This is a genomic window from Microcoleus sp. A006_D1, from assembly GCF_036702805.1.
Taxonomy (GTDB): domain Bacteria; phylum Cyanobacteriota; class Cyanobacteriia; order Cyanobacteriales; family Microcoleaceae; genus Microcoleus.
Genome location: NZ_JAUBVZ010000006.1, coordinates 23,967 through 44,651 on the forward strand (window position 1 = coordinate 23,967; position 20,685 = coordinate 44,651).

Annotated in this window: 18 protein-coding genes; 10 read left to right on the forward strand and 8 right to left on the reverse strand. The window is 46.8% G+C overall.

The window, feature by feature from the left end:
* Positions 1-8 precede the first annotated feature (8 nt).
* The 4 genes from infB to QUB68_RS12485 all read left to right on the forward strand — a co-directional run bounded on the left by infB (position 9) and on the right by QUB68_RS12485 (position 6,169).
* Complete coding sequence (gene infB, locus QUB68_RS12470) at positions 9-3,227, forward strand: translation initiation factor IF-2 (protein WP_332992718.1); 3,219 nt, start codon at positions 9-11, stop codon at positions 3,225-3,227.
* Between the two features lie 119 nt (positions 3,228-3,346).
* The gene (locus QUB68_RS12475) at positions 3,347-4,069 is read left to right on the forward strand and encodes a low-complexity tail membrane protein (RefSeq protein WP_332992720.1); all 723 of its coding nucleotides are present in this window, start codon (positions 3,347-3,349) and stop codon (positions 4,067-4,069) included.
* A 256-nt stretch (positions 4,070-4,325) separates the two neighbouring features.
* Positions 4,326-4,550 carry a hypothetical protein gene (locus QUB68_RS12480; protein ID WP_332992721.1) on the forward strand — a complete coding sequence of 75 codons (225 nt, stop codon included), beginning with the start codon at positions 4,326-4,328 and terminating at the stop codon, positions 4,548-4,550.
* Positions 4,551-4,960: 410 nt separating this feature from the next.
* The gene (locus QUB68_RS12485) at positions 4,961-6,169 is read left to right on the forward strand and encodes a glycosyltransferase family 4 protein (protein ID WP_332992723.1); all 1,209 of its coding nucleotides are present in this window, start codon (positions 4,961-4,963) and stop codon (positions 6,167-6,169) included.
* Positions 6,170-6,463: 294 nt separating this feature from the next.
* Here the strand turns inward: QUB68_RS12485 and QUB68_RS12490 are convergent, their stop codons facing one another.
* The 6 genes from QUB68_RS12490 to QUB68_RS12515 all read right to left on the reverse strand — a co-directional run bounded on the left by QUB68_RS12490 (position 6,464) and on the right by QUB68_RS12515 (position 13,046).
* Positions 6,464-7,672, reverse strand: a complete 1,209-nt coding sequence (locus tag QUB68_RS12490) for a DegT/DnrJ/EryC1/StrS family aminotransferase (protein ID WP_332992725.1) — start codon at positions 7,670-7,672, stop codon at positions 6,464-6,466.
* A 523-nt stretch (positions 7,673-8,195) separates the two neighbouring features.
* Positions 8,196-8,771, reverse strand: a complete 576-nt coding sequence (locus QUB68_RS12495) for an alpha/beta hydrolase (protein WP_332992727.1) — start codon at positions 8,769-8,771, stop codon at positions 8,196-8,198.
* A gap of 380 nt (positions 8,772-9,151) precedes the next feature.
* Positions 9,152-9,460 (reverse strand): DUF3493 domain-containing protein, encoded by a 309-nt coding sequence (locus tag QUB68_RS12500; RefSeq protein ID WP_332992728.1) that lies wholly within the window; start codon positions 9,458-9,460, stop codon positions 9,152-9,154.
* 212 nt (positions 9,461-9,672) lie between these two features.
* Positions 9,673-10,905 (reverse strand): DUF445 domain-containing protein, encoded by a 1,233-nt coding sequence (locus QUB68_RS12505; protein ID WP_332992729.1) that lies wholly within the window; start codon positions 10,903-10,905, stop codon positions 9,673-9,675.
* 184 nt (positions 10,906-11,089) lie between these two features.
* Positions 11,090-11,803 carry a bifunctional demethylmenaquinone methyltransferase/2-methoxy-6-polyprenyl-1,4-benzoquinol methylase UbiE gene (gene ubiE, locus QUB68_RS12510; protein WP_332992731.1) on the reverse strand — a complete coding sequence of 238 codons (714 nt, stop codon included), beginning with the start codon at positions 11,801-11,803 and terminating at the stop codon, positions 11,090-11,092.
* Positions 11,804-12,101: 298 nt separating this feature from the next.
* Entirely contained in the window at positions 12,102-13,046 is a 945-nt protein-coding gene (locus QUB68_RS12515) for a response regulator (protein ID WP_332992732.1), read from the reverse strand.
* Between the two features lie 156 nt (positions 13,047-13,202).
* On the opposite strand from QUB68_RS12515, the gene QUB68_RS12520 reads away from it, so the two are divergent.
* Positions 13,203-14,297, forward strand: coding sequence for a RuBisCO accumulation factor 1 (locus tag QUB68_RS12520; protein ID WP_332992734.1), 1,095 nt, complete (start codon positions 13,203-13,205; stop codon positions 14,295-14,297).
* A 22-nt stretch (positions 14,298-14,319) separates the two neighbouring features.
* On the opposite strand, the gene QUB68_RS12525 is transcribed toward QUB68_RS12520, so the two are convergent.
* Positions 14,320-15,303, reverse strand: coding sequence for a DUF4349 domain-containing protein (locus QUB68_RS12525; RefSeq protein WP_332992736.1), 984 nt, complete (start codon positions 15,301-15,303; stop codon positions 14,320-14,322).
* Positions 15,304-15,469: 166 nt separating this feature from the next.
* Between QUB68_RS12525 and QUB68_RS12530 the strand changes: the two genes are divergently transcribed.
* Positions 15,470-17,935 (forward strand): ATP-dependent helicase, encoded by a 2,466-nt coding sequence (locus QUB68_RS12530; RefSeq protein ID WP_332992738.1) that lies wholly within the window; start codon positions 15,470-15,472, stop codon positions 17,933-17,935.
* 401 nt (positions 17,936-18,336) lie between these two features.
* Here the strand turns inward: QUB68_RS12530 and QUB68_RS12535 are convergent, their stop codons facing one another.
* Entirely contained in the window at positions 18,337-18,621 is a 285-nt protein-coding gene (locus tag QUB68_RS12535; protein ID WP_332992740.1) for a hypothetical protein, read from the reverse strand.
* A 188-nt stretch (positions 18,622-18,809) separates the two neighbouring features.
* On the opposite strand from QUB68_RS12535, the gene QUB68_RS12540 reads away from it, so the two are divergent.
* From QUB68_RS12540 to QUB68_RS12555, 4 genes are all read left to right on the forward strand, one after another.
* Positions 18,810-19,421 (forward strand): hypothetical protein, encoded by a 612-nt coding sequence (locus tag QUB68_RS12540; protein ID WP_332992742.1) that lies wholly within the window; start codon positions 18,810-18,812, stop codon positions 19,419-19,421.
* Between the two features lie 300 nt (positions 19,422-19,721).
* Positions 19,722-19,994 carry a hypothetical protein gene (locus QUB68_RS12545; RefSeq protein ID WP_332992744.1) on the forward strand — a complete coding sequence of 91 codons (273 nt, stop codon included), beginning with the start codon at positions 19,722-19,724 and terminating at the stop codon, positions 19,992-19,994.
* An 11-nt stretch (positions 19,995-20,005) separates the two neighbouring features.
* Entirely contained in the window at positions 20,006-20,356 is a 351-nt protein-coding gene (locus QUB68_RS12550) for a clan AA aspartic protease (RefSeq protein WP_332992745.1), read from the forward strand.
* Between the two features lie 145 nt (positions 20,357-20,501).
* Positions 20,502-20,657 carry a hypothetical protein gene (locus QUB68_RS12555; protein ID WP_332992747.1) on the forward strand — a complete coding sequence of 52 codons (156 nt, stop codon included), beginning with the start codon at positions 20,502-20,504 and terminating at the stop codon, positions 20,655-20,657.
* Positions 20,658-20,685: the final 28 nt, after the last annotated feature.

Consider the following 20,685-nt stretch of genomic DNA (forward strand, 5'->3'; position numbering starts at 1 on the left):
CAGAGTGGATGAACAACGGCAAAGTAAGAATTTACGAATTATCACGGGAACTAAATTTGGATAATAAAGACATCTTGGCAGTTTGCGAGCGGCTCAATATTTCAGTCAAGAGCCACAGCAGCACAATTACAGAATCAGAAGCAGAACGCATTCGCAAAACGGCGGAAAAATACGTAGCCAGCAGCCACTCTTCCCCCGGCAAGCCAGCTCCTCCCGAAAGAGCAGCAGCGCCATCTAGAGAATCTGGCCCTCACCCTAACGACCAACAAAAAAAGCAGCAAATTTTAGAAATACGCAGTCCAAAAGTACGGCCGGCTGGTGCTTCATCCCAGCCTGCGGGCAATGAGGAGCAAAAAACCCAGCCTGGGGCCACCGTGGCAACTCCTCCCAAATCACCCGCCGCCGGGCAACTCCAGCCTCCAACTAAACCAAATATCAATCGACCTGTACTGTCGAAGCCAAATGTCGCTGTCTCGGCGGGTGCCCCGGAAACAGTGTCGGAAACAGTGTCGGAAACAGTGTTGGAAACATTGACGGAAACTGTAGGTGCGATCGCCCCGGAAACAACTGCCCAGGGCCCGGCACCAGCAGCACCAGCAGCACCAGCAGCACTTCAACCGCCGTCGGAAAAGGCTCCCGAACGCAGAGAGCGCCAGCCAGTCGCCCCTCCAGCGCCGCCTGGGGCAAAACTCACGTCGCCGCCAGTCAGAGGGGCGTCGGAGTCGGCGACGCGCACCCCACAAAGTCTGGGAAACAAGCCGGTACTCAAACTTGCCAAAACTGAGCAAGAGCTATCAGAACAAACAGAAACTCTGGAAGCACCGGCCAGACCGAGCCGCCCCAGCAGACCCGCACCAGGAGGTACCGACGCCCAAAGACCGCGCCGGGAAGGCGCTGGTGGGCCAGTCAAAACTGCACTTGCCGATCGACCCCAACCAGGCGGCGGCCCACGCCGGAGCCTTGCCCCCGCAACGTCAGCCACCGGGCTGCGTAGCCGCGGTGGCGACACCGGAGCCGCAGGGGATGACACTGATGACAATGAAGAAGATAATACGCCGGACTCCGGGATTCTTCTCCTCGAAAGGCCCTCCCTCCCTCGTCCTGCCAAAAAGACTTCGGTCATTTGGGAAGAAGACGACGAAGAAAACTCAGATGCTGCTAAGGCTGCTAAGGCTGCCAAACTCAAACAACGTAATCGCCTCAAGCCGATAGATGAGGATGATGATGACTTAGAAAACGGCTTGGATATGCCAGCACCAGTCACGGTCAGCCTATCCTTAGCTCGCCCAGCTAAAGCGAAGACACAAGCAGCACCCAAGTCAACACCAACTCCGGGCGCACCTGGAAGCAGCGGCAAAAATAAGAGACCGGGCCCTTCTCACGATAAAAGTTCTTCTGGTTCTTCAGGCGGACGCGGCAATCGGGGCAAAACAGCGGAAGCTAAGGTAGAACGTCCAGAAAAACTGCTGCTGAGCAGACCGATGACCGTTCAAGAACTAGCAGTTACTTTGGCTGTTCCCGAAACCGAAATTATTAAGCGCCTGTTCTCTAAAGGTATTGCGGTCAACATTACCGAAACCCTGGACATTTCAGCGGTGAGAATGGTAGCCGAAGAAATGGGTGTAGAGGTAGAAACTCCAGAAAAAGTAGCCCCAGCGGAAAAACTGATCGAGATGCTGGACGCCACCGATATGGAATACCTCCAGCGCCGTCCGCCAGTGGTAACGATTATGGGCCACGTGGATCACGGCAAAACTACTTTGCTCGACTCGATCCGCAAAACAAAGGTGGCTCAGGGAGAAGCTGGGGGGATTACCCAGCACATCGGCGCTTACCACGTAGATGTGGTACACGAAGGCAAGAGCCAACAGGTGGTATTTTTGGATACGCCTGGACACGAAGCCTTTACAGCGATGCGGGCTCGGGGAACGCGGGTTACGGACATCGCCATCTTGGTGGTGGCGGCGGACGACGGCGTGCGACCTCAGACAATTGAAGCTATCAGCCACGCGAAAGCGGCGAAAGTGCCAATTGTCGTGGCTATCAATAAAGTTGACAAGGAGGGCGCTCAGCCGGAACGGGTCAAGCAAGAGCTGACTGAGTACGGCTTGGTCGCAGATGACTGGGGCGGTGATGTCACGATGGTTCCAGTCAGCGCTATTCGAGGCGAAAACCTGGATACGCTGTTGGAAATGATTCTGACAGTCGCGGAAATGGAAGACCTCAACGCTAACCCGAACCGACCTGCTAAGGGTACGGTGATTGAAGCTCACCTCGACAAGGCAAGAGGCCCTGTGGCAACTCTGTTGGTGCAGAACGGTACTCTGCGAGTGGGCGATATTGTGGTCGCAGGCTCTGCTCTGGGCAGGGTGCGGGCAATGATCGATGACCGGGGCGATCACGTAGAGCAAGCAACTCCATCCTTCGCGGTGGAAGTGCTGGGCTTACGGGAAGTGCCTCGCGCCGGAGATGAGTTCGATGTCTTCGGAAACGAAAAAGAAGCAGCGGCGATCGCCAGCGGAAGAGCTACATCCCAACGAGATTCCCGTCTGCTGCAAGGCGGCCGGATCAGCCTCAGCGGCTTCTCTCAACAAGCTAAGGAAGGCGTTCTTAAGGAACTCAACTTGATCTTGAAGGCAGATGTCCAAGGCTCCCTCGAAGCAATTGTCGGCGCTCTGACTCAACTTCCTCAAAAAGAAGTTCAACTCCGACTACTGCTATCTGCTCCAGGAGAAATCACTGAAACGGATATTGACCTCGCCGCCGCCAGTAATGGTGTGATTATCGGGTTCAATACCAATCTCGCCACCGGCGCTCGCCAAGCGGCTGATCAAGCTGGCGTAGACGTGCGGGAATACAGCATCATCTACAACCTCTTGGATGACATTCAAGGGGCAATGGAAGGCCTGCTGGAACCCGAACTGGTGGAAGAACCTCTGGGTCAAGTGGAAGTCCGCGCTGTCTTTGCGATCGGTCGCGGGGCTGTGGCTGGATGTTACGTACTCTCAGGCAAGGTCGTCCGTAACTGTAAGGTTCGGGTGCGCCGCGGCAACAATGTCGTTTACGAAGGTGTCCTCGACTCCCTCAAACGGATGAAGGAAGATGCCAAGGAAGTCAATACTGGCTTTGAATGCGGTATTTCCTTGAGCGGGTTTAGCGACTGGGCGGATGGCGATATTATTGAAGCCTACCGCATGGTGACTAAGCGCCGGACTCTCTCGGCATAATTTGGGATTTGGGATTGAGGATTTTGGATTCAAGGCAGGCTAATCACCTGCCTTGAATTTTAAAGTTTCACTTTTTAAATCCTCAATCCAAAATCTCAAATCTTAAATATCCAATCGATATGCGTTCTTTTTGGTCTGAGCCTTTTTTGTGGATTCACCTGTCTGGGGCGGCTACACTGCCGATTTTCTTGGGACTGTGCTTGCTGGGACTCGCAGTGGGTTCTCCCATGCTCCCTGTCTGGTTAGAAGTGTTTTTAGTGGGTGTAGCAGGTATTGCTCCTGTGCTGTGGATGCAGTGGTTCCGCCCTTTTTACATTTTTAGTATTTTAGTTGTGGCGGTGAAACCACAGAATTTAACTTCTTCACAGCAGCAGATTCTGAGTCGGTTTAAAACTAATTTAAATCAAGTTATCGCTTTTTTTATCGCTGTTTTGTTGGCAGTAATTTTGTGGCAGCTATATCGATTTGCTCCCCTCGCTGCTGGGGTGGCTCCGTTTCCTCCTTCCTGGCGCTGGGCTGGATTATTGTTGGCGGCTTCTGCTTTTTTAGCTAGCAATTTGTTTTTGCAGGTGTCTGCTGGTGTTATGGCGGTTTTGCTGACTCCGGAATCAGAATTTGCAGCGACAAAGCCTCATGTTTTAGAAAAAATTCGGCAGGATTTTACGATCGCCCGTTGGCAAGTCGATCGACTTTTGCCAGCTTTTGCGGGCGAGATAACTGCCGCAGAGACTGCACCCGCAGAGTCAATTGGGCCAGCAGAAAGCATAGGGAATTTGTCAGCCGCTAGTATTGTCAACCCAGAACCTGCTGACACCAACGGCGCTACATCCCTACCCGAATAGTCGATCGAAAAGTGAAATAAAAAATGAAAATGGACAAAATTGTAGTTTCAGCTACTTTAATTTCGACAGATGTATGCTGTAAAAAAAATAGGTAAGGCCCCGGCTCAGATTGAGATTATTAATACTATTAATATTTAATTTTTAATCGCAAGTTGTGGATATTTTATATTGGCTATTTGGAGAGAAGAATCTATAATAGAGAGAGTCAAGGTAAGCTTTCAATCCTTACAGGGGATTAAAACAGAGGTATCACAATATGGCGAATTATTCACCGATCGCACAACAACCTCAAGCCGCAGAGCCGATCGAGCTGTGCGAAGATTCGGAAATCTGGGGCAGTCTCAAATCCGCGATCGGCGCAAGTTCAGGATTTCAACGCTGGCAACTAGAACTCAATTTTGAGAGCCAGCAGCAAAATGTCACCATCGATCAGCAGGTTCGCTCCTATCTGCGCGAAACTTTAGAAACTTTGGCTTACTGAGCGCCCTCAAACGAAATATTGTCACGATTTGTAAATTTTACAGGCTAATTCTGCTGGCATCCCCTCCAATATGCTAACTGAGTGCCGAAAGTGAGTGCCGATCGCAACTTCGGCCATCAAATTGTAGGGGACAGTATTTCTACTTATGAAGTCGGGGTTAATTCCCGCATCCTACCTGCAACACACACTCAGAAAAAGAGAGATAAAATTAGCCCCAAACCCCCCATACAAAGCGACTGCGGCCGCTCTGTATTCACGTGTCTATTTCCGAAACTCTTTATAATAGGACTGAAGCAAAATAAAATTGACAGTGTGGTCGTGGCGGTACATCAAACTGTCCAAATCAACCTGATTACAAATCTTTTGCACCGTAAGTCTGATCAAATACTATACAACCAGAGTTTAGGAAAATGCGCTTAGTCATAGTTCAGTATGGGGGCGATTACGCAGAAACCTTTCAGCGCTTGGCTGGAGGGGGAAGTGAAAACTACTACGCTCAGAAATATTCTGTTGATGCCGTTACCGAGATGGCAAAACGAGCGGAGTTAGTAACCGTTATTTGCTGCATGACACCAAAATTTGAGAACCGGGTGCTAGAAAACGGCGTGCGGGCGATCAATTGTGGATTTAGTCACAAATTTGATACCAAGAGATTGATCGAATTAATTGCCGAGCAAAATCCGACTCATTTAGTCATGCGGACGACTATTCCAGACGTTTTTAAGTGGGCTATAAAAAACAAAATTAGAACCATCGCTGTATTTGCCGAATCTATTGGCACAACTACTTGGCGCAATAAATTCCACAACTATTTCCTAGCTAAGTTGTTGAATAATAAGCAAATAGAATGGGTGGGAACTTACGGCATTACTTCCTCTTTATTGTTCAAAGAAATTGGAGTAAAACCCGATAAAATAATTCCTTGGGACTTCCTTTTAGAGAGCGACCCAGGTTCTCTTGCGCCGAAAGAAATCCCTGCGGGCGTCAAAACCTTGAACCTATTTTACGCTGGTTTGTTAGTACAAAGCAAGGGAGTTGGCGATATCTTAGAAGCGGTAGCAAAGTTAAGAGAGCGGAATATATCAGTTCATTTAAAAATGGCAGGTAAAGGCGAAGAAGAGTTGTTTGCCCAGCGAGTAAAAGAGTTGCAAATTAAAGATTCTGTAGAATTTCTGGGAATGGTGCCAACTCAGACTCTAGAACCTTTAATGAGAGAATCCGATGTTGTGTTAGTTACTAGCAGGCACGAATATCCCGAAGGCTTTCCCCTGACAATTCAGCACGCTTTACGCACTAGAACCCCGATAGTAGCTTCGGATCACCCGATGTTTAAAACTCACTTGAAGCATGGCGTTAATTCCATGATTTTTGAGGCGGGGAACTCTCTGGCTTTAGCGGAATGTATGGAAAAACTAATTTCGGATTCAGCGCTTTACCACAATATTTCTGTGGCTTCTCACTTCACCTGGCATCAGTTGCGCCTCCCTGTCAAATGGGCCCAATTGATCGATCGCTGGCTGGATGATTCCCCTGACAGCAAACAGTGGTTGTTTGAACAACGGCTGGCTTCTGAATACTACAATCGAAAATCCACCCATAATTCAATACAGTTCACTTAAGCCCGATCTCCCTGGCACACCCCTTAAAAAGGGGGGGACAAGAGCTGTATTAAAGTCCCCCTTTTTAAGGGGGATTTAGGGGGATCTCCAGGTGATACAAACTTAAGTGAACCGTATTCACCCATAATTAGGTCAACATTTGCGATCGCAGGCACAAAATACCTGGGAAGTTTTTCAACTCGGCTTAACACAATCACATTGCACAGGCGATTTGAGATTGATTAAGATAACCCCTAACTGATTCGCTAAGGGAAGCAGTTAGGGGTTATCTTAATTGGGGTTTACTGGAAAACTTTAGCCTGCGGTTGCTAAAACAGGACTTTTAGCTTTGCCGATCGCCAAACACTTTTTAACAGCAGCAATTACATCTTCAACATCTGCATCAGTTAATTTTGCCGAAATTGGCAAACTAATTGTGTGCAGTCCGATGTAACTAGCATTCGGATAGTCTTCCGGCTGCCATCCAAACATTTCTTGATAGACAGGATGTTCCGGCATACTCATGTAATGTACGCCGACACCGATATTTTCAGCATTCATAGCGTTGAGAAACTCGTCGCGGCTGATTCCTGCTTTAGCTTCATCTACCAGAATTGTGTAGAGGTGATAAGCGTGAATTGTATCCGGTTCGGGGCTCGCGGGCAAAGTAATCGGCAGATCCGCAAATGCTTCGTTGTAGCGCTGCCAAATTTGCTCCCGGCGGTGCCAATAAGGGGCGACTCGTTTCATTTGATGAATGCCGATCGCAGCTTGCAGATCCATCATATTGTATTTAAAACCGACTTCCACCACTTGGTAGTGCTTGTAACCCGAGTCGCCGAAGCGCTTCCAAGCATCTTTGCTCATACCGTGCAGCGCTAAAATTTTCAGCCTGTCAGCGTCTTCTTGAGCGCGAGCCAGAATCATGCCTCCTTCGCCCGTGGTGATATTTTTGGTGACATAAAAGCTGAAGCATCCGAAGTCGCCAAAAGTGCCTGCTTTCTTTCCCTTGTACTCGGTTTCGATCGCGTGAGCGCAGTCTTCAATCAACTTCAAATTGTGACGGCTAGCAATCTCACACAACGCATCCATATCGCAGGGACGACCGGCGAAGTGAACCGGTAAAATTGCTTTAGTTCTGGAAGTTATTTTAGCTTCGACTTGAGCCGGGTCAATATTCATTGTCACCGGATCTACATCTGCCAGTACGGGTGTTGCTCCGGCGTGGACGATCGCATTAACTGTAGCGCAAAAAGTCATCGGAGTAGTAATGACTTCATCCCCGGGTTTTAACGAAGCAGCGAGGATGCTCAAGTGCAGTGCTGCCGTACAGGAATTGACTGCAATCGCGTACTGGGAATCCTTGTAAGCTTTGAAGTCATTTTCAAAAGTCATGACTTTCGGGCCTGTACCCAACCAACCTGTTTTCATGGTTGCCACCACTTCTTGAATTTCAGCATCTTCGATCGCCGGAGCGCCGAAAACCAAGAAACGGTCTTTTGAACGAATAGGATTGTTGCTCATGTTGCTTGTGTTACTCAGTAAATAGAGTCGAGCGAGTGAAAGTGTACTACCCTGATCGGTACGATTTTATTGGGATTTGAGGTGCTGTTAATTAATACAGTCTCTCACCCTTTTTTTCAACTTTTTTTAGTCAAGAGTTTTGGAAATATGTTGCATAATGGCATCTGTTATAGTGCGAGCTTACAACAGACTGGCCGTTTTTCTACAATCGCCTGACTCTGACAGCGTTTCTCTATCTTAAGACACATAATCTGCAATGTCCACCCGATCGTATTTCAGTTTATGGAGGATACAGAAGCTCTTGTCCACATTGTTATTCTCAAAATACTTTTTTAAGTAAAAATACGGATATTTTATTTATTTTTTTGTCAACCATTGAATATTTATCCCTAGACTTCTTTGACAGCCAAGTTAAAATCAGGCAAATTTTGCACAAATCAAATGTGACTCTGCTGTAATTTATGCAGGTTCAGAAACATTCACCGGATCGATCGCCCAAAACAACCCACCTTGACAAACTCCGCTACAGTCTCGGCAGGCGAATCTTGTTAAGAATATCTTGCAGCCGTTCTGAAACGCCGCCCAATTGTTCTGACAAAGCTACAAGTTTACCGTAAGCTTCAACTAAGCGATCGCCCTCAACGTCAATCTCAGCAGCCGGATAATTCTTCATCGTTTCCAGCAGCGTAATCTCGTTATCATTAGTTGCAGATAGCACCAAGGCCTCGCGCAAAGCTTCTCGATTTGCTTTCCCAGAAGGAGTCCGAATTACCTGACCCACTTCATCGAGAATTATTTTCCCAACACTACTGTTGAGCGTTTCATCCAAAAACCTTTGACTGACTTTCAGCGGTCTCGTCAGACTGCTGCGAACCACTTCCGGGTCTTTTTTTGCCTTTCCCAGCAGCATTTCTAACCCGGGCGACATTTTCCCTGTTTCTGCAAAAATTTCTAATTCGCTGACTTGTAAAGTCACCCGAATCGCACTGTATTTGAGCACTACCTTTTCGGCCGCCGCCGCAGCACTGCTGTAAAATACAATTCCCGCACCTGCTGCTACAAATAACGTCCACCGCCCTTTGAAAAATGACTGGCTCATCGTAAAATCTCCCAACATCTTTTTCTACTTCGACTTTGGCACATTTCCCAATCTCCCGCTCCTAGCAAAATGCCCAACACCGACTCTTCTATCAGTGAAGGCTGGCGCTGGGCTTAAATTTGTTTTGTATATTTAGGGTCTTTTTCATTCAGTTGACAGTTGACCGCTCGACAGTTGACAGCACTAGACAAAAGAAGTCCGAGGATTGGAGTAATGAATAGTCTGATTTTAATTTCTCCCGATCGGGGCTCCGGCTTTAAACCAATTCTTTCTGATAATGACAGGGATCGATCGCTTGGACAGGGTTTCGTAATAATTTCTTGATATTTATAACTTTTCTTTGCCTCAAATATCATTTTGTATCGATTTGTAAATTTTTGTTACTTTGACTTGGGCGATCGGGCTTCGGCGCGCTGCTCAAGGCGAAACAGAAACACCATCAGAGCCACGACTCCGACTTGCAGGGCAAAATTTGGCAAAGCAGAGCCAATTTCCCGGCCCGAGGCAATTTTAGCGAGGAAAACCACGCCACCGATGAAACCGGAAGCGCCACAAGCTACGTAGACAAACTGTCGCAAAGGCCGGTAGGGAGCGGCGATTTCTGCGGTTAAACGCTCGTATTGTTGGCGGCTGAGGTTGCGCGGGTTTTTGGGGATGTAGGGGCGATCGTCCGAATTTGGGGCTGGCATAGATTTAAGAAATAAGTAAATTAGATCGGACGTACGGTTGAAACCGCGGAAGAGTCAAACGAATTCCGAGCAACGGAGGGAATGAATAAAATAACCTAATTGTAATCGCTCAGTCTTCAACCCGCGGAGGCGGGTGAGAGTTTGTATAGGTGCGGTTTCAACCGCCCGGTCTTCTGTGCCTACAACAAATATCTCACAACTGCCGCAATAAATCAACGCTGAAGCAAAAGCACAACTGTCTGCAAACAGCCGACAAAAATGCCCAAAACGCCTCCTAAATTTACAATTCCCTGCAACTCGCTTTTGACGATTCCTTGAATTGCTAACTCTAAATCTTCGGGAGAAGTACCTTTTACTCGATCGACAATTACCTGATCGATATTCAAAATCGGGATAGCCTGAGCTACAATACTTTCTAAATCCCGCTCCAGATAGCGATCTAAAACCAAAGCCAGTTCTTTGCTGACAATTTCTAGGGAAGCGTTCATTACCGCTGAAGTTTGCAATCGATTCAGAAGTAACCGCGAAATATTTTCCCAGTCAATAGATTTGCTCAACCCCTCAAGTACCTCCGTACCCCGCTCTTGAACGTAGTTGCGAACGCTGTCGCGCATAGTTTTTCGCAACTGTCTCACCGTCGAAACTGGTAAATTTTGCATCGACAAATTTTGCAGCCATTCCTGAAGTCGCCCGCGAATTCCCAAAGAAACAGTTAACTCTGCTAACCGTTGATTTGTCACTTGTCTGTCATCTAGACAAAAAGTCCGCAGTCGAGTTAAAGTGTTACGCAAACCAAACAAATTTGCTACTACCCAATAAGTGCCGCTGGTTTTTTCTCGAAACCCTTCATCGATAATCGAAATATTGCGATCGGTCAAAAAGTCAATCAAAGCCTGTCGCAGCACTTCCGGCGGTATTACTACCTGCAACAGCCAATCAGCCAACTGACCAGCCTGAGCTTCTGTTAGCTGAATCTCCAGCAAAACTTGGTCAAAAATTTGGTTGAGTTGAGCTTCTAAAAAATCTTCTCGGCGCGCCAAAACTTTGAGAATTCGCGGCACAGATTCCCCCAGCAAATCTCGCAGAATGTTAGCGAGAATTTTAGCGGTTTTTTGCTCGGAGTCTGCTTTTACCTGATCCAGCGCCAACTGCAACAGCCAGAGAATTACCGACTGCATCCGCTCAGTTTGCAGCAGGCGCCGCGCTAAGTTTTGCAGTTCTTGCGGCGTCAGCAGCGAACCCATAATTGTGTCGGAAATTCGCTTGGCCAAGCGTTCTTGGTTGCGGGGGATCAAGCCGGGAGTGAAAGGTAACTGCCGCCCTTTGATGTAAATGGCTCGATAGGGGCGGAACAACATTTTGATAGCTATATCGTTGGTGAAATAGCCAATAATTCCTCCCACTACAGGTGGGGCCAGCAACAGCCAAATGTCAGACGGATTCATAAGGGATTAAAAATCAATACGGTTCAGATAAGACGTACGGTTGAAACCGCATCTATACAAACGATGTCCGCCTCCGCGGTGTAAAGAGAATAACGTAATTTTAACGGCCCCGTCTTCAACCCGCGGAGGCGGGTTTTGTTTTTATAGACGCGGTTTCAACCGCGAGCGTCTTCTGCAAGCATTTTTAATTGTCAATTGCTTTAGCAAGTACCAATACTCCCATCATAGCTCCCGCAATGGGATAGTGGATGGCGGTGGCAAATCCGGCTTCGCGGGCGATCGCAACTTGCTGCTGGCCGATCGGGAATTTTTCTAAACTAGGATTAATGTAGGCATATTCTTGAGTCATCCCAAATTGCTGAGCAACGGGCACTACGAGGGTGTCCAGATAAAACTGCTGAAAGCTCCGCATCAGGGAATTGCTGGGGCGGTGGAGGTCGAGAATAGCGGCTTTAGCACCCGGTTTGAGTACGCGGTGCAATTGGTGAAGACTGCGGGGGATGTCCGTTACGTTGCGGAGGCCGTAACCCATGGTGGCGCAGTCGAAGTAATTGTCAGCAAAAGGCAAGTCTAGGGCGTCAGCTTCTACCCAGGAAATGGGGCTTGCAGGGGTGAGAAAAGGTCGATCGCGCCTGCCCGCAACGGCCAATTGTGCGGCGGAAAAATCTACTCCAAATACGCAGCCGGTAGGGCCTGCTTGTTTTGCCAGCAGCAAAGCTAGATCCCCGCTGCCACAGCACAAGTCTAAACAAGTATTTCCGGGGCCCGCACCGCTCCATTTCACTGCCATTTGTTTCCAAATCCGGTGCTGCCCAAAGCTCAACCAGTCGTTCATTTGGTTGTAAACTGGTGCAATTCGATTAAATATAGTTTTAATTTGTTCTGCATTATTACTCATTGGTAATTGGTAATTGGTAATTGGTAATTGGTAATTGGTCATTAGTCATTGGTCATTAGTCATTGGTGATTGTTCAGCAGGAAAAAATCATTAATCCGTCCATTCATGTCATGCTGTCGCCAGTCATTAATGCTTTTTTATTTGTTAGCGAGTGGCGATCTTTTGTCTTGAATCATTGGTTTGCGATAATTTTAAACTCAAGACATAGATCCGACTGATAACTCATGACTGATAACTAATGACTAATGACTAATGACTACTGACTACTGACTACTGACTACTGACTACTGACTACTGACTACTGGCCCTGAAAACTTGTCAGTACCAAAGCCACTTGTTGAGCGGCGAGGTGAACTGTTGTGAGTTCGTCGGGGCGCAGGGAACAAGGTTGTTTCCACTGGATGGACATCAGGGCGATCGATCGACCTTTGTGAATCACCGGCACGCTCAGGTGAGCTTGAATGCCAGATTTTTGATAGTGTGGCAGAGTCGCTAGGGCTGTGTCGCCGGCAATATTCACAGCACCCTGCATAGTTTGAGAGGAGATTGCCTCTCGCACCAGAGGGTCATCAGCCAGCCAATTTTCCACATTTTGGCCGCTGGTGTGACTGCCTTGGGCTGGCATCAAAACAGTTCCTTCCACCAGTTGCAAAATGCAAGCGTCCGCCAAAAAATTATCGCTAACAGCAGTAGCAATTGGCTCTAAACTTGCTTCCAAACTCGGATAATCCACAGCCGTTTGCATGATTGTTGCTAACAGTTGTATTTGATTTTGAGCCCGGTGCAATTCCTCAGTCCGCTGCTTGAGAACTTCATAGGTCTCGGCCGCCTTTTGCACCACCATTTTCAATTCGTTCGGGTCCCAAGGCTTGGTGATATACTTGTAAACCTGTCCAGAGTTGATCGCATCCACCAAGTCTTCAATGTCCGTAAAACCAGTCAAAATAATTCTGACCGTATTCGGAAACTGTGGCACGGTCTTGCTGAGAAACTCCGTTCCCTTCATTTCTGGCATTCGCTGGTCGGAAATGATGACGGCGACCTCGCCCTCGATGCCAAGGACTTCCAAGGCGCGAATCCCGCTCTCAGCTTTGAGCACGTTAAAATCTCGTCGGAAAGTGCGGTAGAGTAAATCCAGATTGTCTGGTTCGTCGTCTACTACCAGCATTTTGGGTTTTTTCGGTCGGTGTAGTGTCATGAGCTGGCGTTTAATTTGATCGAGCTCTGGAATGGCATTATCCATAACAATACGATAAACTCCCCTCTGTAAATTTAGGCGAGCAACTATCCTGTAACAATAGTCTCATAACTCCCTTACTATCAATCTATCGCTCTGCCGCGACACGAGCTTTACTGGTATCCAATCAAACATAACTTAACGCTGATTTTTGATTCAATTATGACTGATACACCTCAAGATTCCTCCGCTTCTGCATCTGCACCCTCCACTAATGCTGTGGATGTCGAAAAGTTAATTCGATCGCTCCGCCGCAAGGAAGGCACTTGGGTAGAGTGGGGACAGGCTTGTACGGCGCTGCTGCAAGCGGGCTGCAACTCTCAGCAGATTTTTGAACAAACTGGTTTTGAGCCAATTCAGCAAAATCAGGTCGGCGTTGCAGCCCAAGTTTACACCAGCATGGTCAACGCTGGCGCTTCGGAGGAAGTTCGATCGCACTTTCTCCGCAAAGGAAGTGATATTTTATACGAGTTTCGGATTCTTTCACAAGTAGAGCGGGCCGGAGCGGCTGCTTTGATGCTAGCCCACAATTTGGATGTTGACGATGCTCGCCAAGTTGCCAAAGCGATCAAAGAGTTTTCGCACTTCGGAAGCCTGCCGCAGGGGTTCACAGACACTCCAGGGGATGCTGTAGCTTACCAGTGCTGGCAGTTGGCGAGACAGAAAAGCGATTTGCAAGAGCGATCGCGCTTAATTGCTCGCGGCCTAAAATTAGCTAGTAGCCAAAGCGCTAGGGCGCAAATCGAGCAGTTGCTCGTCGATTTTACCGTAGTTGCGAGGCGGGAAGCGCCCCGCTTGCCCGTCTACAGGCTCGATTCTGAGGAACAATTGCCGCGGATTGTCCCGGTGGTGGGCAAATTGCCGCTTTCTACGTCAGATTTGCTGGCAGTGCCTTTGCCGGAGGAAATCGGGCCGTTCCGAATGGTAAAATTTTCGGGAGCTGGAGCTTGGGTGGCGATTCCCGGATGGCAGGTAATTTTGAACGCTGAAGATCCGGTGGCGGTTTTGGAAATGAGCGATCGACTGCCGGTACCGCTGCAAGGTAAAGTTGAAGAAGTTTTGATTATTGCCGATCGCGCCCAAAGACAGTGGGATGCTGACAGTTATTTCCTCGCCGATAACGGGGGAAATTTAGAATTGAACTGGTTTGAAACATCCCCCGAGCTTTCGATTTTAGGGCGGGTTGTGCTGGTGATGCGGCCCAAGAAGATTGTCGATGAAGATTATACCAAAGATGGATGGCAAATAGACGATTAGTCAGTTGACAGTTGACAGTTGACTAATTTGCAGCAGGCGGTTTCGGTTCTTGAATTTTCGGAACAGAATGCTGTTTCTTAAATCGATTAAAACCGTAAATTCCCGCCCCAATTACCAGGAAATAAGGACTGTAAGCCAACATCCAAATACCCAAAGCAAACAAACCAAGCGTCAATTCGCCCACAGAATGAGTCGCTTTTCCCCAAGTTTCCTGCATCCGCAAACCGAGAGAAGGTTCGGGATCTTGCTGAGCCGATACTGCTGCTTCTAAAGTTAAGTTAATAGTGGAATAGGCTACTTGATTTCGCAAACTTTTTAACTGGGCGTCAATCCGTTCGATGGACTCCCGAATATTGCTTAACTCTTGAGAAGCCTTGAGCACATCGCCGACAGAACCAGAGCGCTCCATAATTTTTAACACCATTTCTTCCGATTTGCGGAGGTTTTTCAACCTAGCATCATTATCAACTAATTGAGTGGTAACATCCTCAGCGTTAAGCCCTCGGTTCTGTACACTTCCGAGTTTTGCTAAAGCATCTAAAGTAGTTTCTAACTTTTCTTGAGGGACACGAATATCGACGGTTGCTGTTTGGCGGATACTAGAATCAGGTGGCTTTTGGTTTTGGAAACCCAAGATATCGCCTTGCTGTTTTTTGACAATATCGGTAACAGATTTAGTGCTGGTGTCAATTGATTTGACAACTACACTCATTGCGGCTTTTTTAATCAGTTGGGGAGCAGTTGCTGGAGTGTCTGCGGCTGGTTTTTTTGATACATCAGCATTTTTTGATGCTGTGCCTGCTCGCTCTGCTGCGGGTGCCGATTGTGGAGCCGATGCGGCAACTTGGTTTTCACTGCTGCGGGGTGAAGCTGCGCCGCAGCTTGGCAAAGCAATGGCGGAGGATAAAGTTAAGAATGCTACAACTGCAAAGCGAGTTGTGCTGTTGTTGGCTGGGTTTGGGTTTGGCTTGTGCGGCGGGGAATTGGTTTTGATGTGAGTTTTCATTGGGGGTTTTTCCTGTAAAAAGGTTTGGGTATTGGATTTTATGCTGGTTTTAATTTAAGCTCAGATAGATGATGTTAGTTTAGCCGATACAAAAATGGAAACGGTAGAGGTTGAAGATTTTTAGATTTTTAACCGCAGATCAACGCAGATAAACGCGGATGTAGTAATGACTGATGAATTTGATTCTGATTTTAGCCGATCGACCACCGAGATCGATCGCCCGGATGCGGCCTGTGCACTTTCAAACTCAGAGATTGCCGCCGTTTTGCGAGAACAAGCTTGTCTGAAAATTCGCGACAGCTTGCGTAAGGGCCAGCACGAGATGGCGGATTGGCAAGGCGGCCCCCTTGCGGTTTCGGCGGTTCCAGGGGCCGGGAAGTCTACGGGAATGGCTGCTGCGGCGGCAATTGCGATCGCCCGCCACCGACTTTATAACCGCCGTCAGTTAATTGTGGTGACATTTACGCGATCGGCTGCTGCTAATATTAAAGCTAAAATTCGCCAAAGATTGGCCGAATTGTCTTTATATCAAGGCGGTTTTGCCGTGCACACTTTGCACGGTTTGGCGTTAAATATTGCGATGCGTCATCCCGATTTGTCGGGTTTAAATTTAGAAAATTCTACTTTAGTAACTCCGACTCAAAATCACCGCTTAATTCGCACTTGTGTAGAGCTTTGGATTGCCGAAAATCCCCGCAGATATCAAGTTTTGTTAGAAGGACAGCAATTCGACGGAGAAGAAACGGAGAGGTTGCGGCGACAATCGGTTTTGCGGACGGAGATTTTGCCGCAGTTAGCTAAAACTGTGATTCACGAGGCGAAATCTTCGGGTTTGTTTCCCGAACAGTTGTTAGAAATGAGCGCTCTTGATTCGGCTGACGGTTATGAGATTTTAGCCGTAGCTGGCGGTTTATATCAAAAATATCAGGCTTTGTTGAGGAGCCGGGAATTGATCGATTATGACGAAATGATTTTAGCAGCTTTGCGGGTGTTGGACGATCCGGGAGCCAGGGCGATCGAGCAAAAGCAAGTATTTGCGGTTTTCGAGGACGAAGCCCAAGACTCGACACCTTTGCAGACTAAGCTTTTGAAAATATTAGCTAGCGAAACCGACAGTCCTAACTCACTTGAAAATTTTATCAGAGTTGGCGACCCAAATCAAGCAATTAATTCTACTTTCACTCCCGCAGACCCGATTTATTTTAACCAATTTTGTGACGACTGCGAAGTTAAGAAAAACTTAGCGACAATGGACGGTGCAGGCCGCAGCACCCAGGTAATTATCGATGCAGCTAACTTTATGTTGCAATGGGTAAATCGCTCGGAATTGGCGGGAACAGAACAGCCTTTTCGCGACCAAACTATTAAGCCAGTACCCAGCGACGACCCGCAGCATGATGCAAATCCCGCCCCGATTGGGATTGGCTTAGAGTTGCACAGTCCCCGCGATGTTTACCATACAGTCGAGTTAATTGGGAAGCGGGTAATTGAGTTAGTGGAGGAATTTTTGCCGGCGGATTTTGTATGGGGAAGCCATGAGAAAAATCTCGAATCTGGCGATGAGGAAAATCGCGCCAAATTGGCCTTAGAAAATCTGAAATCCATGGCGGTTTTAGTGCGGGAAAACAAACAAGGCAAATTTATCAAAGAAGTCCTAGAAAATCCGCAAAAACACGGATTGAGCTGTGATTTGCGTAAATATGGGATTAAAATTGAGGATGTGGGAGAGCGGGACAGACATTCTCAAGTACCTTGGGAAATATTAACACTGCTGCAATTTCTCGATCGCCCGCACTCACCAGACTACCTCAAAGCAGCATTAAAGATTTTGAGCGATCGGCAACTCATCCCCAAACAAGACTACAATGCCTTTGCCACCAGCCCCGAACAATTCCTGTACCCAGGCCCGCTCGACCCGAAACAGTCAGATCCAGTTCTCAAATGTCGCTATTTTTGCTGCGGTTTGCTGCAAGCACGCTTAGAACTCCCGCCCTATCAAATCATCTCATTCTTAGCCTTAGCGCTGCAATACGACCAAACAGAATTAGCCACCGCCGACAAATTAGCAGAACGGGTAGCAATCCAAACAGCCGGCAACAATTCCATGCAGAAAATTTTGGAAGTCTTGAGCGAAATTGTTACTTCCGAAAGATTTGAACCTGTGGATGCAGACGACAAAATAGAAGAACGCTACACCAGCAAAGGTCAACTCACAATTATTACCATGCACAAAGCCAAAGGCTTAGATTGGGATTGCGTATTTCTGCCATTTCTGCACGACCAAACCATCCCCGGAAATTTGCGAGTTTTACCACAAGCCAGATTTTTAGGAGATTTCACATTAGCCGAGGTAGCGAGAGCCCAAATTCGAGCGAGTTTGCACGAAAAATATCCTTTACCAAATCTCGGCGAAGCCTGGGAACAAGCAGGTTACTTGAAAACAGCAGAAGAATTTCGATTGCTCTACGTGGCGATGACGCGAGCAAAAAGTTTGCTGTGGATGGCGGCGGAGAAAAAAGGGCCTTTTACTTGGAACAAACCCGAGAATTTGCAAGAGCAAAAACCTTGTCCGGTGATGCCTGTTTTAAAGCAGAGATTTCCCGAAAATACAATCCATCTATCAATGAATTGAAGGCTGCGTTGGATGGCTCTCCCGTAGCTATGGTGATAATTAATGCTTATATATACCGCTAGATATCGCCTCTGGAACATTACAAGTCTTGAGCTGCTCCATTTGGTAGGATCGTCGGCGATTGGTAACTAGAAATTCTTACCCAATAGGCGTTTTCTCGAATATATTAGCTTTGTTTATCATCAATGTTCCGAACAGTTTGCAATTACCAACGGTAGAATGAGGGTTCCAGCTTCCACAGCAGGTGAAATATAAACGGTAGAATGCGGGTTTCACTCGCTGCCCAAAAAACTGTTCGGAGTCTTGTATCATCATAAGTACCGGAGTTTATCATCATAAGTACCGGAGAGCCAATTAAAAAAGGCGGGCATAACCCACCTTTTCTGGTATAACACTAATATCTAGAACAAGGGAGCGGTGGTGTTCTCTCCATTAGGTTCAGAGTCCGAATCTTCGTCTTCACCGTAAGAGTTGATGGAGTCGTGCGTTTTGCTATCTTGAGAATAGTGCCAGGAGCTATCGCCTTCCCAATTGCCCGTGTAATGTGGATACTCTCCTTTTCCGATAGCATCATTTTTTGCACGGGCATCTGAGTCCTGAGACAAATGAACTTCATTCCTATTTTTGTCAATGTACACTTTATCGCGACCACCGAAAAGATCGTCTTCCCATCCTGGATTACTCATGACCAATTGCTCCTTGTCAATAAGGTAACTGTGTGAGAAAAAAGCATACTGCTTCTTTACATGAATACCTTAACTATCTAGCGGTAGTTGCATCTAGGGTCACTTTTAAACAGGGTGTTCTGCAAAAATGATACTTGACAAACTTAAATCAATAGATTATGCGTAGCTCCAAAGCTTCTGAGTGTGGAATGAAACAAATTAAATGTGCAATCAAAACTAGAGGTTGGATCGCAACTGATCCCAGGTGGCTGATTCTAGCTTCTAAGCATTTGGATGTAAATTCAAGCAGGAATTGGGATGATTACTTGGATTGGAAAATCGAAATTTTAGAAGCAGAAATTTCGTGTTTGGTTATAAATGGCATTTCTATAACTACTTGGAAGCGGTTTCTGAAAGGTGTTTCTATTAAAACGTCTACCTTTGAAGCTTGTTGCAAGGCTTTAGATTTATGTTGGAAGGAAATCGCAGATCAACCATCATTAGGAGATACACAGAGGATTGTAGGTGTGCAAGTTCAATACATAGATCCTAGAGATTATGTAGGACTGATTTGGACGCAAATTGTCCCCGAAGCACAAAATATAAATAAACGTCACCTGATCACTATTAACTGGGGAAGTTGGAGTTGGCAGCAGATAAAAACTATCCCTGTACAGGGACTACTACTGTGCTACAGAAAAAGATTTCGAGACTATTATGCCAGGATTGTAACTGTATCAACTTTTCCAGATAAATCTGCAAATCGCGTCACCACTATCACAAATGCAACCAAAATTATAAACTCTCATCTTCCGATATAAGATGCAGAGAGTTGTATTGAAATCAATCGTGGTTGGGAAGAAACATGGTCAGAGCCCCCGTCGATTGAAATGCAGTCTCACAACACAGTGGAGCAGATAATATAAACCTCTTGTGCTTCGTTAATATCATTCTTTCTGCAACGAAAGTTGCTTAGGGATATCTGATTTAAAATCAAAACCATGAAACTTACTAATTTCGTTGTGTATTTTGAAATGACTAGGTGAGCATTGCCATCCTATTGATTCGTAAAGTATAATAGAGAAGTCCAAAAAAGTAGCGTAGCGATTGGGAGTCAAAGTATGCAGGCGATTCTTTTAAGCCGTGAAGAAGTTGCGCGACGTGCAAGGCAACTTTACGAAAGCGTCATCCGCCAGCAGGTGGAAGTGGAAGATAACATTGGCAATATGGTCATCATTGACATTGAGACAGGTGACTATGAAGTCGATAAAACTGGATTGCAAGCATCACGTAACCTCAGTAAGAAGCATCCAAACGCCAGACTCTTTGGTATTCGCATTGGCTATAACGTTGCTGTATCATTTGGTGGTGTCGTGGAGCTAGTCTACAAGTGATTTCTGGGATTGTGACGGATAGACATGCAACTGTCGCGCTGACATTCTTGTTGCCGAATGGCTCAAGTATCCCTATTGAGTTTGTCATAGATACAGGCTTCACAGGGGAATTGTGCCTTCCTCTAGAAGCAGTTTCATTGATGGGGTTAACCTTCAGACACGACATTCCCGCAAATTTGGCAGATAACAGTGAAGTGTTGTTATCACTTTACGAGGCGATTGTCCTTTGGGATGGTGAAGAGCGAGAAGTCCTTGTAATTGCGACAGGAAGACGACCTTTGATTGGAACTGCTTTGCTAGATGATCAAGAACTTGTTATTCAGTTTACAGAAGGCGGATTGGTGACGATCGATGAGTTGTAAATGCAATCTATTGTCAAGCTGATACCTATTTAACTTGATAATATCATGTTCGGTCTATCGCTCTTAAGTTTGTATCCTCCATAATATGAAGATCCTCAAATAAACCAAAGCGCAATTAATTTTCCGCAGCCATTCTTCTATTATCTTGACAGAAGGAGAATCAGCCGATGAAGGTTACACACATTATGATATTTTTGTTGTAATGGCATCGGGCGATCGGCTGCTAGCCCGCAGTTACAACCGTTCAAAAAAGCAAAGAAAAATTCTCAAAAACATCCGCGAATATCTCAATGTTCAATAATGCACTAACTTTCCCTTCTCCACCTTTG